The organism is Proteus appendicitidis (genome assembly GCF_030271835.1).
Classification (GTDB): domain Bacteria; phylum Pseudomonadota; class Gammaproteobacteria; order Enterobacterales; family Enterobacteriaceae; genus Proteus; species Proteus appendicitidis.
In genome coordinates, this window is record NZ_CP127389.1 from 3591099 (window position 1) to 3604816 (window position 13718).

The 13718-nt window shown below is 38.8% G+C and carries 12 protein-coding genes; 8 read left to right on the plus strand and 4 right to left on the minus strand.

Annotated elements, in window-relative coordinates:
- Nucleotides 1-351: 351 nt before the first annotated feature.
- Nucleotides 352-1224, plus strand: a complete 873-nt coding sequence (locus QQS39_RS16420) for a LysR family transcriptional regulator (RefSeq protein WP_285804959.1) — start codon at nucleotides 352-354, stop codon at nucleotides 1222-1224.
- A gap of 4 nt (nucleotides 1225-1228) precedes the next feature.
- On the opposite strand, the gene QQS39_RS16425 is transcribed toward QQS39_RS16420, so the two are convergent.
- Nucleotides 1229-1690, minus strand: a complete 462-nt coding sequence (locus tag QQS39_RS16425) for a regulatory protein RecX (RefSeq protein WP_285804960.1) — start codon at nucleotides 1688-1690, stop codon at nucleotides 1229-1231.
- A gap of 362 nt (nucleotides 1691-2052) precedes the next feature.
- On the opposite strand from QQS39_RS16425, the gene QQS39_RS16430 reads away from it, so the two are divergent.
- The 7 genes from QQS39_RS16430 (at nucleotide 2053) to QQS39_RS16460 (ending at nucleotide 10383) form a co-directional block, all read left to right on the plus strand.
- Nucleotides 2053-3039, plus strand: a complete 987-nt coding sequence (locus tag QQS39_RS16430; RefSeq protein ID WP_285804961.1) for a hypothetical protein — start codon at nucleotides 2053-2055, stop codon at nucleotides 3037-3039.
- The gene (locus QQS39_RS16435) at nucleotides 3039-4181 is read left to right on the plus strand and encodes a BamA/TamA family outer membrane protein (RefSeq protein ID WP_285804962.1); all 1143 of its coding nucleotides are present in this window, start codon (nucleotides 3039-3041) and stop codon (nucleotides 4179-4181) included. The genes QQS39_RS16430 and QQS39_RS16435 overlap by 1 nt, the downstream gene beginning before the upstream one ends.
- Nucleotides 4181-5335 carry a DUF4056 domain-containing protein gene (locus QQS39_RS16440; protein WP_285804963.1) on the plus strand — a complete coding sequence of 385 codons (1155 nt, stop codon included), beginning with the start codon at nucleotides 4181-4183 and terminating at the stop codon, nucleotides 5333-5335. Before QQS39_RS16435 ends, QQS39_RS16440 begins: the two co-directional genes overlap by 1 nt.
- Nucleotides 5336-5610: 275 nt before the next feature.
- Nucleotides 5611-6405 carry a protein bax gene (locus tag QQS39_RS16445; RefSeq protein WP_151436186.1) on the plus strand — a complete coding sequence of 265 codons (795 nt, stop codon included), beginning with the start codon at nucleotides 5611-5613 and terminating at the stop codon, nucleotides 6403-6405.
- Between the two features lie 163 nt (nucleotides 6406-6568).
- The gene (locus QQS39_RS16450; protein WP_151436187.1) at nucleotides 6569-7987 is read left to right on the plus strand and encodes an MBOAT family O-acyltransferase; all 1419 of its coding nucleotides are present in this window, start codon (nucleotides 6569-6571) and stop codon (nucleotides 7985-7987) included.
- Nucleotides 7974-9176, plus strand: a complete 1203-nt coding sequence (locus tag QQS39_RS16455; protein ID WP_285804964.1) for an SGNH/GDSL hydrolase family protein — start codon at nucleotides 7974-7976, stop codon at nucleotides 9174-9176. The genes QQS39_RS16450 and QQS39_RS16455 overlap by 14 nt, the downstream gene beginning before the upstream one ends.
- Nucleotides 9151-10383, plus strand: coding sequence for an SGNH/GDSL hydrolase family protein (locus tag QQS39_RS16460; protein ID WP_285804965.1), 1233 nt, complete (start codon nucleotides 9151-9153; stop codon nucleotides 10381-10383). The genes QQS39_RS16455 and QQS39_RS16460 overlap by 26 nt, the downstream gene beginning before the upstream one ends.
- A gap of 68 nt (nucleotides 10384-10451) precedes the next feature.
- Here the strand turns inward: QQS39_RS16460 and QQS39_RS16465 are convergent, their stop codons facing one another.
- The 3 genes from QQS39_RS16465 to gntK all read right to left on the minus strand — a co-directional run bounded on the left by QQS39_RS16465 (nucleotide 10452) and on the right by gntK (nucleotide 13429).
- Nucleotides 10452-11390, minus strand: coding sequence for a methyl-accepting chemotaxis protein (locus QQS39_RS16465; RefSeq protein ID WP_151436190.1), 939 nt, complete (start codon nucleotides 11388-11390; stop codon nucleotides 10452-10454).
- A gap of 150 nt (nucleotides 11391-11540) precedes the next feature.
- On the minus strand, nucleotides 11541-12878 hold the full coding sequence (gntU, locus tag QQS39_RS16470) for a gluconate transporter (RefSeq protein ID WP_196571215.1): 1338 nt from the start codon (nucleotides 12876-12878) through the stop codon (nucleotides 11541-11543).
- Nucleotides 12875-13429, minus strand: coding sequence for a gluconokinase (gene gntK, locus QQS39_RS16475; RefSeq protein ID WP_285804966.1), 555 nt, complete (start codon nucleotides 13427-13429; stop codon nucleotides 12875-12877). The genes gntU and gntK overlap by 4 nt, the downstream gene beginning before the upstream one ends.
- Nucleotides 13430-13718 lie beyond the last annotated feature (289 nt).

The window sequence follows — 13718 nt, forward strand, 5'->3', positions numbered from 1 at the left end:
TATCAAGAAAATAAAAATTGAAAATTGAATTTTTTATAACCTATTATTGAGTTTTTTTATTCTTTGTCGGCTAAATGCGATTCTAAATAAGAAAAAAAACAAGAAAAGAGATGTAAATAACAAACAAAATATGGCAGCATAATACAATCAATCATTTGATTTTATTTTTATCAAAAATATTCTGATTTATTATCAATATTAGTCGGTAATGTTATTTTTTAAATTATTCGTTATGCTTTTTTTATTTTTAGTCGCGCTAAAATGATTATTGATAAATATCAATATAAAAATTTCATTCAAGAGGATTATTCATTTTAAATATATATACAAATAAATATGGAGAACGTCTGCATGTTTTTCTCACGAAAAATAAATCAGTTCTTTGCCGTTGCGACTTGTCAAAGCCTAGTAAAAGCAGCGGAACAAATCAATGTTACCCCATCCGCACTACGCCACGGTATTAATGAACTCGAAAACCAAATTGGTAAGTCTCTAATTAAACGCTCCAAAAGCGGCATGGATCTTACCCCTGCGGGAAAAACACTTTATGAACGTTTATATCCCTATTATGAAAAAATTAGAAAAATTGAAAATCAGATACTGACCTCAAATGAGGATAAAATCTCACTCTCCATTAAATTGGATGGTCTTTATTACCCTGATTTAAAAACAAAATTGTTAGAGATCCGACAAAAAAATAATCAATACAGCCTGTCTTTAGAAGACGGTTATATCGATGATATTAAAGAGGAACTTTTTGATAAAGAGTTTGATCTTGTGATTTCTTCTCTTGAGTTTGACTATCCACAAAAAAATATCAACGCAATCAATTTATGCACACAAAAAGTCGGCTTATTAGTAAATAAGAAGCTCTTTGAACAATATCCCAATACCAAAACATTTTTTGCCAAAGAAACCTTGATACAAAGAAACAGCACTTTACAAAACCCAATATTCTCAACGATTTTTAGTAAGCTAAAAAATCAAGGTTATCAATACCATACTTTAGGTTTAACAGAAATGGCGGATGTTTTGCACTGCGTTGATGAGGGGGCGGGTTACTGCTTTATGCCTGAAAATATTCATTATATTTCAACCATTACAAACGATGAAGTGCAGTTTATTCGTTCTCCTTTTCCTTTTGATATTTTCTTACATCAAAAAGTCTATTTTAAAAAAGAGAATAATAAGAAATTAGCCGATATCGCAATGACACTACGTTAATGACTTAAAACAGCGCATTAATCGTGTCAGAGGTAAACCCTCGGTATTGTAGATAACGAATGTGTTTCGCTTTCTCTTTAAAATCTTTGGGTTGACCACCACCAAATTTTTTTTCATGAACCTCTTGGCAAAGGGTATACCAGTCAGTTTCATCTTCTTCGAAGAGGCGTTCAATAATTTCACCAGGGAAACCTTTTACGCGTAATTCTTGACGAATACGCAAAGGACCATAAGATTTGTTTAAATAACTGCGAAAGAAAGCATAAACAGTACGATTATCATCAAGATAATGATTTTCTAATAAATGTTCCATCACTTGAGGTAAGCATGTTTCATCAGTGACGGTTTGTGCTTCTCGATCACTTTCTCTTATTCTTCGCGCTAGGCGACGTTGAAGCTCTACGGTGCCGTAATCACGGCGAGAGAGCATAAAAATAGCGTACTGATAAAGCTCTTGATAGGTCATAACGTTCCTTTATTAAAAATAATCCGTCTGAAGCGACCATTATCATAACCGTTTATCACACGAATATCTTATTCCGATGTTTATTTAGTCAATAAAAAGAAAAATTACAGAATTAGAATAATAAGAAGAAACGTTATCATTCTTCTTTATAAAAAGATCTTCTACTTTTATTAAGATTAACTTAGAAAATATCGCGTTTTTTCCTTAATAAACCCTTAATAATCCTATGATAACGCTAAATATAAGCATCTCTTACTGTATATCGCACTTATAGCTGGTGACCATTAATAAGAAAAAGATTAAAATTTCTGGCTATTCTTTTACTTACTACTTTCTTTTTAAACATTTTCTGTGGGTTATGTATGAACTTTTCCAATTTAAATAAGGTGGTGTTAACTGCCTCTCTTCTTGCTACTGGCTTTTCTTATGCTGATAGCGATCGCCCTCTGCTCTCTTTAAGTGTGAGCCAATCCGGCGGTACTGCCTTAAATAGCGAAGGTTCGTTAGATACTCGCACCCCAGCAAGCCAATCTCGCGTTTTACCTATTTGGGGCGATGAAGCCCGCGCCCGTGGTTATGATTTACCAGAGCCTTTTGGTGCCAGCTATAGCTATATGAATCTACGCCAAGATATCATCGTAGATAAAATTGGTTTTATCATGCCTAAAAATCCAGAAACAGCAGACGCGTTAAAAATAGATGCAGGTCATACGCGTGAAAAAAGTGAAACCCATATGCTAAAACTCGATAGCTGGGTATTCCCTTTTATGAATGTCTATGGGCTATATGGTCGAACTAAAGGTACATCAAAAACAACCCTGAATAGCGGTAGTTTTGGTGGTATTCCTTTACCGTTTATAGAAGGCATGCCTTTTGACCTTGATTTTAAAGGTGATACTTATGGTGGTGGTTTTACTTTGGCGGGAGGATATAACCAATATTTCGCTACTTTCGATTTAAACTACACCAAAACCAACCTTGATATTTTAGATGGTGATATTAAAGCATTAGTGATTTCACCGCGTGTGGGTTATGAATTTGTTTTTTCTCCTCTCATTTCTGGTCAAGGTAATACTAAATTACAAGTGTGGACAGGTGCAATGTACCAAGATATTACCCAACGTTTTAAAGGGGATATTAATAAGTTAAACCTTCCACCAGCATTTGCAGGCTTAATCCAAGCATTAGATGATCCTGGCATGAAATTCGATGTTGAACAGCATCTTGCCCATAAATGGAGCCAAACAGTGGGTGCGCGTTTAGAAGTCACACGTAATTTTAATGTGATCACAGAACTTGGTTTCAACAACCGTAATAGCTTCTTTGTTTCTGGTGAGTTCCGTTTTTAATGGTTAAATACCCTTTTATTTTGGGGCTGGCATTTGCCAGCCTCTTTATTTCACACACAGCACAAGCACAACATTTTCCAGATAGACAACAAATAGACCAATGGTTAGTTGGCTTAGGGGGAGAAAATAGCTTCGACCGCAACAAAACGATCGACTGGGGAATATTGCCTGGCCCCTTTTATACGCCAGAATTAGAGCTTGGTGTGGGCATTGCCCTTGTCGGGCTTTATCAAGCCGATAGTCGCCCTGATAGCAAAATTTCTTCACTCTCTTTAAGTGGCTTTGGTTCATCAACGGGCGCTTTTGGGATGACCTTTAGCAACTACACTTATCTCGCGGATGATACTTGGCGCTTTTATCTCACAGGCTCGTTAAACAATGTGCCAACCAATTATTGGGGAGAGGGTTATCATGAAGGTCGTGTTAAAGATCATTTTGGTGAATACCGCTCTCAAGAATTACATTTAACACCGACTTTATTGCGTCAAATCGCCCAAAACACCTATATCGGATTAGGCTGGGACTATTCAAATTTACAAGCCGCAGCCCCAGACGCCCCCTTTAAAGCGTATATGGATAAACGCGATTTACCTTTGCGCTCCACAAGCTCTGGGTTAAGTCTCCGCTTTACTTACGACAGCCGTGATTTTTTGCCTAATGCGAGTCAAGGGCAGGCATTTGATATTAGTTATACTCACTATTCTCCGGATACAGGTAGTAATAACCGCTTTAATGCGACACAAATGCAATATAACTACTATTATCCTTTAAGTGACAGTGCGGTTTTAGCTTTTGATAATTATGCCCGCTTCACATCAGGCGATGTGCCTTGGAGCCAACTTTCTAAGTTAAGTAATGGGCACCAGATGCGCGGTTATTACGAAGGGCGATATCAAGATAATCACGTCTTTTCAACGCAATTAGAGTACCGCCAAAAACTTGATTGGCGTCACGGCATTGCACTTTGGATTGGCGGCGGTACGTTAAGTGATCAAGCCCGTGATTTAGGTCAAGGTCATTGGCTACCCAGTGTCGGTGTGGGTTATCGATTTGAATTTAAGCCACGCATGAATGTACGTCTCGATTTTGGTATAGGTAAAGAAAGTACAGGATTCTATTTTCAAGTAGGTGAAGCATTTTGATGTTCAAGCGTTTTCTTTTTATCAACACCATGACCTTCTTCTTATTTATTACAGGTTGTACTCAAGTCACACCTGTTAATTCCATTCACGCCAATATGGAAAGCGTCACTAATGAAGAAGCAGCCCAAGCTTGGCAAACACCACCGCCTCTTACCGCACCTAATGGCTTAAGACCTTGCTGTGCTTTTGGCTATGACTTAAAAGTTAAAGTATTTGAAATACCCGTTCCTTTTTATCGTATTGATAATATTGTTGAAGCCTCAAAACTCGGTAGTCATCGTTATAACGACAGTTTTTTGCTCGGCACTGCAGCAGTATTAGGGATTGGCAGCGAAAGATCGGGTTTAGTTTACTCTCATAAAGGTGGGTTTCTTGATATTGCCCATATTCGTGACACCGCAGATTATACTTATTATCTCTTTAGTCATATTTATCCTAATTTAGGGCAAGAGTGGACACTGACTCTGAGTGATGAACTCGCACAACGTAAAATACACTTTAATGCTTTTACACCACCTAAAAATGAAGCACAGCGTTATACCTTAAGTGCCTATCTTGCTGCTCGATTAGGTTATCGTCTTGCAATATGGCATGAGATTGCACAGTGGTATGGTTTTCGTTCGGTGCCCGGGTTTTCAGAAGGGATATCCGCATTTTCACCCGAAGATCTCTACTCTAACTTGATTGGCGCTCGTCTTTCACTTACCTTGATCCTTAATGGTTACACCACCAGCCTTGAGCAATATAACCAATCGATGCAGGGCATTATCCCTTCTGCACTTTATCAATTAGAGGCTCAGCCTCGTCAATTAACTCAGCAATGGTTTGATGTGATTGATGGGCAATGGTGGGATAGTCAGCAACGTGTACCCGATAAATTTTTAGTTTTAATGCGTGATTATCATATTTCTGATAAACGCTATCCGGTCTTACCTTTTGAGGAAATAGCATCGCCTCATTACCTCACATTACCTAGTGCTTATTCCGGTTATATTTTAGAACAATTAGCAGAATTTCAGCTTTGGCCAACAAATCATATGGAAGATTTACCTCGCCCCAAAAGCTATTGGCGTGAAGCGGATTTTACTGATTTAACAGAAAAAGCACACGAAATTGATGATAAAACCAGACCAAAAACAACAAAATTTGACTAAATAATAAACAAAATTGACACATTAGAAACCCTTATTTTTGCTAAATTTGGGTTAAGTCACACCTATTTATATAAGATAAATTTAAGTTTACATAAAAAAAGCACTTTTTGTTAAAGAGAAAAAGAGATTATAAAACGAGGCTTTCCAGTAAACCTTATACATTTATTTAACAAATCACTCGTAGTTATCCTAATGTGAGGCGATATTTTGTAGCTATGAAAAAAGTAATTTGCTAGTATTCGTTCGATTTTTATCCAGTTAAACGAGGAGAAGCAATGCCCTCTCAATTGATGAGGACAAGTGCCGTCTTCGCTTTCTTGATTTCACTACTCTTTACTGGTGTAAGCTTTGCTTCAACCAGTACCGGCAGTTCCCAGATTCTGCAGGCATATTCTTTCAAGAGCACGTCCACACCGTTGCCAGATTTGAAAAAATATCCATCGGGAACACAGCGTAAGAAAGCGTTTTTAAATGTCGTAGTTCCTATTATTGACAACGTTAATAATAAGATTTTGAGAGATCGTGAGTGGTTACTCGCTCAACGTAAAGCCCAGCACTGGGGCAGCGCAGAGTTAAAAAAACTGCGTGAGATCTGTCAATACTATGGCGTTACATGTACCAGCCCCAAAAAAGTAAATTGGGATTCGTTATTGACTCGCGTTGACATTATTCCGACACACTTTGTCGCAACGCAAGCCGCTACAGAATCAGGTTGGGGCACATCGAAGTTGGCACAGCAAAACAATAACTTATTCGGTATGCGATGTGGGAGTCAGTCTTGCAATAATGTACCAGGGAAAACCAAAGGCTATGCAGCCTACCCTGATATTGAAGGCTCTGTGATTGCTTATATGCGTAATCTCAATACGCACCGCGCCTATAATTCATTGCGCTCCTCAAGAGCACAGCAAAGAATGACGCAACAGCAACTCGACTCTCGCCAGTTAATCACTGACTTGAAAGGTTACTCAGAATTGGGTTCAAGTTATAACGATTATCTGACCGAAATGTTCGACTCAAATAAAAAACTGATCACCCAAGTTCAGTTACAGTCGAAACAAGAAAGTTAGCCCTTAACAGGCTTTCATAGTGTAAAAAGCCACTTTTCTTTCTAGAGAAAAGTGGCTTTTATTTATCACAAGATAATCTTTTGATTGAAAGCCGGCTTAGAATTCATAATATAGGGGGTAACACGTTTGGTATGACTTTTAAATCACACCCTTAGAGCCATTTATGAATTTTTTTTCATTCGAGTTTCTCGGAGCCTTTGTTAGCTTTTTTATTCTATACTGGCTCTTCCAAAAGCAGGTCAAGATCCAAAATATCCTACTAATTACAGTTAGTTATGCTTTTCTCTTTTATGCGGATTATCGTCCTGCGATTATCTTATTAAGCTATACGCTCTTTATTTATTTACTGGCAAATATATTAACTAAGTACACATCTTCTAAAGTCATCTATTGGCTATTGGGATTATTGGTTGCTGTCTATTTTACTGCCTTTAAATACTATTCATTTTTCCAAGAAAGCCTCACTCAAGCCTTCCAACAATGGGGACTCAGTATTGAGCTTCCTCTGATTGAATTGCTGGCACCATTAGGACTCTCTTTCTATATTTTCCACTCGGTCAGTTATGTGGTTTCCGTTTGTCGAAAAGAGATCCCTAAAGCGCCTTTTTTAGATGTCGTTCTTTATTTATGCTTTTTCCCAAGCATAGTTGCAGGGCCAATTAATCGCGCGAAAGAATTTCTCCCGCAAATTCAGGCACCGGCACGTAAAATCATTGATTATAAAGGGGCGATAATGCTAATTGTTTTAGCTATCGCAAAACTCTTTTGGTTAAGTGGTTGGTTCTCAACAAACTATGTCGATCCGGTATTTAATGCCCCCGATTTAGCGCAAAGTGGACAAGTGCTAACGGCTGTCTATGCCTATGCGTGGCATATCTATTTCAACTTCTCGGGTTACACCAATCTTGTTACAGGTATTGCCTTATTACTTGGCTTTGCCGTACCTCGTAACTTTAATGCCCCGTATTTAGCGATAAACTTGGCTGATTTCTGGCGTCGCTGGCATATTAGTTTATCTACCTTTATTCGCGATTACGTCTATATTCCTTTAGGGGGTAATCGTAAAGGAGTCATTAGACAAAACTTCAATGCTTTTGCTGCGATGGTGATTTCAGGATTGTGGCATGGCGCAGCAATGACCTTTATTATTTGGGGTGCCATTCACGGTATTGGTGTGGTGTTATTAAATATTAAACACCGCCTGTTCCCGGTGAAGAAAAATGCGCCACCTACTGCGTTATCTTCGTTAAATATGTTGTTGTCATGGATCATCACGTTCCACTTTGTTTGCTTTGCGTGGATCTTTTTCCGCAGTCAAACCGTGGGAGATGCTTTGATCCTAATACAGCAACTCTTTAGTGCGGGTGCTTGGGCATCATTACAAGCAGAAGGCTTAACCCTCTTTATGTTCTGGGGACTTTTCTTACTTTACCCTTGCTTTGTCACCTTAAAGGATATTGTAGCTCGTCTTGAGAAAAGAGTGCCGTGGTATGTTTATCCTCTGCCACTTGCGTTGATCCTCACAATTATTTTTATGTTGTCTCCAGATGGGGTGCCAGGATTTATTTATGCCAGCTTTTGATTTCTGCTCAAACTTAAAAAAGACAGCAAAAGTCGCTTTAATGGTGCTATTTAGCACCCTCTTGCTGATTTGGCTAAACCAAACATCACTAGAGCGCTTTTGGCAACAGCAATATCATCGCCCTGCGCCTTGGTCTGGGCTTTCTCACTATTATGCTTGGCAAGTGGGAGGACAACTGCGTGATGGCGTATTTGTTGCGATAGAAAGCTATGGTGATTATCTACAAGTTAATCATCCTGATAATCAGGCAAAGCCAATAGAAAAAAGCTCTACGTTGGAGCAACTTCCTGAAGGCTTTGCGGTGGGATTGCATTTCTTTAATGGTTATACACGACCAGCATCCCAATTAACGCAACGCTTTCCGCAATTATTACAGCGTAAACAAGCAATGGGGGGATTACCTTACCATTCAGTTACGGATGTGTCTGATGCTGCTTTGGAAGCCTTAAAGCCTATCGTTCAGAAAACAGAAATTATCTTGTCACCTCAAGATAAAGTCTTATTTGCTGGCGACTCAATGATGCAAGGCGTTGCTCCTTTACTTAAGCGTCAACTGCAAACGGATTACAACATCAGCAGTATTGATTTAAGTAAGCAAAGTACAGGGCTTGCCTATCCTCGCTTTTTCAATTGGCCTCAAACGATTGCAACGCGATTAGCCAGTGACGATTCCATTAAATTATTAGTGGTCTTTTTAGGTCCTAACGATCCTTGGGATATGCCACCTGATGGTGGAGGGCGTTACTTAAAATTTGCAAGTGAAGCATGGGAATCAGCCTACCGAGCGCGAATTGCCAGCATTATAGAAAATGCCAGACAGAATAATGTCACGGTTATTTGGGTTGGACCACCTAATATGCGTAAGCAGAAGTTATCTGAAGGTATGGCATATCTTGATAAACTTTACCGTGAAGAAGCTGAAAAAATGGGCGAAATTTACCTTTCCGTCAATGATATGTTTAAATATGAAAAAGATATTTATTCTGATTATATGGGGGATGGTAGCAGTCGTGTTAAGTTAAGAGCCGGTGATGGCATTCATTTTAGCTTAAAAGGTCAGCAAATTATTGCTCAACACGTATTCTCACGTATTCATCTTCAAGAAGAAACAAAAGAAGATAATGCAGTTGATGATGTAAAAGATAAAAACACGGTTATTGTAAATGAAACAACTAACGCACATCCTTGAGCGTAAAACCTTAGTCAGTAGTTCAATCATACTGGCCTTGGTTTCACTCTTAGTCGCTTGTAACCAAGAAACTGAAAAAACAGTGAAGTTACCAACCCCCTCAGTATTACCTGCTGATGGTTCAAGACAACTTTACAACTATCACGATCCGCATTTTGCAGGCTTTGTTAAGAAATTACAGCAAGGTCGTCAAACTGTACACATTGTTCAGTTAGGGGATTCCCATACTGCGGCTGATTTTTTCAGTGGTAAGTTGCGTGAACGTTTTCAGGCTGACTATGGTAATGGGGGTATTGGTTTTATTCCTCCGACGAGTATCGCAGGTCAGCGTATTGCAAACGTACAATACCAAAGTGACAAAAAAGCATGGACACTGCTTTCAAGCAGAAAAGATAGCGATCCTGATTTTCCTTTAGGGGGTTTTATTAGTGAACCTCAAGCGAAATGGGCAAAATTACAGTTATCTGAAAATCCAGTTACTCAACAACGTTATCAATTACAAGCGCTCTATAAAGCCCCTACAGCGGCTCAAGTGAATGTACAGTCATCGACAAACAAAGTCCTTTCATTATCGCAAACGCAAGGTAAATGGCAGTTTTCAAACCCAACAACCATGACATTCCCTGTTAGTATTACCATCAGCAAAAATCAGCCCGTTAAATTAGGCGGTTGGTTGATAACCAATCAACAGCCTGGCGTAATGCTTTCCTCATTAGGCATTAATGGTGCCACCATAAATATGATGGATAAATGGGGTGTGCAATGGACTGAAACACTCGGTCAATTAAATCCTGATATGGTGATTTTAGCGTATGGCACCAATGAAGCATTTAATGACACTTTCGATTTGAGCGCCTATCGCCAACAGCTAACCGATAAAATTCGTCAGATCCGCCAGCAAGCGCCTAATAGCGCCATTTTATTAATTGGACCTTCGGACTCTATTAAAAATAAAGAGGCACCTGATTGCCGTTCACAACAGCCTCAATGGCTAAGTGATATTATCAGAATTCAAAAAGAAGTGGCTCAACAGGAAAAGACGCTCTTTTGGGATTGGCGTGATTATATGGGTGGCGAATGTTCGATAAAAGCATGGGCGCTGTATGATTTAGCAAGACCTGACGGTGTTCATCTTTCTCGTGAAGGTTATGAAAGCAGTGCCAATACACTTTATAGCCAATTGAATACCTTAATAAACAAGAGCTAATTCACGCGGTTCAACACACAAAAAGGAGCTTATCGCTCCTTTTTATTTTTGTTGTTTTATTCATCAAGTTAGTAATTATCTAAATTTAATAAAACATCGACATATTTGATAACATCAACGCTGGCTTGTTCCATTTTCTCTATATAGTGTGCAACCGCTTCTTGATTATCTTCTATATTGGCCTTTAATGCTAAACGTCCGCATTCATGCACTAACTTATGCGGCTCTTCTAAACGCCGAAAAGCCTCTGTACCAGCAAATTTCCGTCCATCACCTTGATAATACCATTTGCCTAAACGGCACTCTGTATGCTGATTAACACAGTGTTCATCATCATTATTTAATAAATGGATATAAATCGCTTCTTTCCATAAAACATGATCAAGTTTGACCGTATTAAAAAACTGTTGCATCGAAAGAAAGGTAAAAATATGTTTAAGCTCGCTAGCTTGTTCTGACAGTGACGTTAAATTTTGATGCCCTTCTTCAACCAGTGTTTTAACTTGTTGAACCTGCTGTTGGTTTTTTTCTGTAGTTTCTTTAACAGGAATAAAACGAGCGCCTAAATTATTATTAATGCTGGCAATAGAAGAAGCTTGTTTCTGGATTTCTAATGATAACTTTTTCATCTCTTGGGCTAAGACTGAAAATCCCGCCCCTTCACGCCCGATATGTCCAGCTTCAATTGCTGAATTAATTGATAAAAGATTCGCCTGACTAGAAAGCCTATCAATATTGCTAGCACTATCTTTAATTTTTTTCAGCCAACTTGAAAAATCATCTATCTCTTTTCGGCTATGCGTAAAATGCGCATCCACTTCATTTAGAAATTGAGTCAATGATTGCGAATTATCCAACATTTGGCTAAAGAGATGTTCCATTTCATCAAGCAAACTGAGCTTATCTTGTAGCTTATTACTTGATGCTAAAATTGAATCTCGAATTAGCGTGATAGTGTGGATATTACAATCCGTGTGTTTAATAAAAAGCGAATTATAGTCAACCATAAAATAACAGCCCTAGTTTGCCCACTTAATAAAGAAACCTATAGATTAATGAGAAACGGGATATTTTCTGTCATATTTGATAGCCATTTATAGCAATGAAAAAAAGCGCGTCAAAAGACGCGCTAATTACAAGAAGATAAAGATTTAATTTTATAAAAAAGCGAAGAAAATCATACCTACGATAGCACCGGTTGTGCCAAGAATCGTTTCCATTAATGACCATGTCTTTAATGTTTGCGCTTCTGTTGCCCCAGTAAATTTACCGAATAACCAGAAACCAGAGTCATTAACGTGGCTAAGAATAATAGAGCCACCCGCGATACAGACAGATAATGCCGCCATTTGAGCGCCACTGTAGCCCAACTCATTAATAACCGGTAAAACTAAACCCACTGCGGTTAAACAAGCCACCGTTGCTGAACCTTGAATAACACGTACTGCACCTGCCAGAATAAAACACGCGACCGCAATTGGCATACCTGCGCCAATTAACGCATTCCCTAATGCAGGGCCAACACCCGAATCGACTAACACTTGTTTAAAGACGCCACCTGCACCAGTAACCAATAAAATGATCCCCGCAGGTTGGATTGCAGCAGAACAAATCTCCATCACTTTTTCTTTGCTCATACCACGGCGGATTGCTAAGCCATAAATAGCCACTAAACAAGCCACAAGAATAGCGATAAAAGGATGACCAACAAATTCAAGGATATTGTACAGCTCTGAACCTTTCTCAACGAAACGAGCGCCAATGGTTTTGAATCCCACTAAGACTAAAGGTAATAACACCAGAGCAAGACTGAAACCAAAAGAAGGCATTTTATTCTGACCTAAACTAGGCTCTGATAAATCTTTTGGTAATTCTAAGGTGACATAACGGCTAATAAAATTACCGAAAATAGGACCGGCTAATAACATTCCCGGAATAGCTGCGCACAGGCCAATTAAGATCATCCAACCAAAGTCAGCATTCATTTGGTCGGCTAATAGCATTGGTGTTGGCCCTGGTAATAAGAAAGCGGCAGCACCTGCAACACCCGCAAAGAGAGGGATTGCCATTTTCACCACGTTGCCACCCGTACGGCGAGCAACAGCAAATACAACACCAATTAATAAGACAACGGCAACATCAAAGAACAGAGGTAAAGCACAAATTAAACCCGCAATACCTAATGCGTAGTTGGCGCGTTTCTCACCAAAGTATTTTAATAATCGCACCGCGATTTGGTCTAATGCCCCTGTTTCATGTAGCACCTTACCAAACATTGCCCCCAGCGCGACGACGATGGAGAGGAAACCTAAAGTACCGCCCATACCGTTTTGCATGGTTTGTGTGATTTTCTCTAAAGGCATACCTGAGAAAATACCCGCGCCAATGGCAACAATCATTAATGCAATAAAAGCATGTAAACGTGCATACATTACAAAAAAGAGCAGTAATAAAACCGAGCCAACCGCGGTTAGCACAAGCGTTAATGTACTCATACCGTTTCCTCTTCAAAAGTCTTTTGAGTGACTAAATTTATTGTCTTAATTACACTTTCAATCACATCATCAAGTGGCACTGAAATATCAATTTCATACACATCGTTTTCAGCTTTTGTTGGCTCTTCTAAGGTTTCAAATTGAGTCACTAACATTTGAGGTTTAAAGAAGTGTCCTTTACGTGCTTTTAAGCGACTTTCAATCAGCTCATAGTCACCTTTTAAATATAAAAAGTGCAGGCATTTATTGCCGTCTCTTAACATATCGCGATACTGTTTTTTCAATGCAGAACAAACAATTAACGAAACACTATTAGTTCTTTGCATTGCAAATGCGGCATCATTTAATGCTTGTAGCCAAGGTTTACGATCTTCATCATTTAAAGCGTGACCTGATGCCATTTTAGTAATATTTGAGCGAGGATGCAGAAAATCACCGTCCAAAAAAGCAGCACCTGTACGTTGTGCTACACCACTTGCGACCGCAGATTTACCGCTGCCTGATACCCCCATTAAGATGAAAACATGGTGTAGGGATTGGGTATCGTTCATAGAATGCTCCTTTAAGGCAGATATTAAGTCTTTTTTGTAATGTTACCCGTAACTGTTACGGGTAACATATCCGAAGTGATAAGGTGAATACAACAACCAAGATCAACTAAGGAGCGAAAATGTGAAGCGACTCTCAAATGAAAGTAAGATGATCTACAAACTGACAACAAAATATCCGACTAATAGCCCCATTTTCATCCTTAGGGCGCAATAAAAAACCCTATTGTTCATCATATAACAATAGGGTTAGTAAATTATCAATTTAGAGTAATATCAATAGGTTAAACGT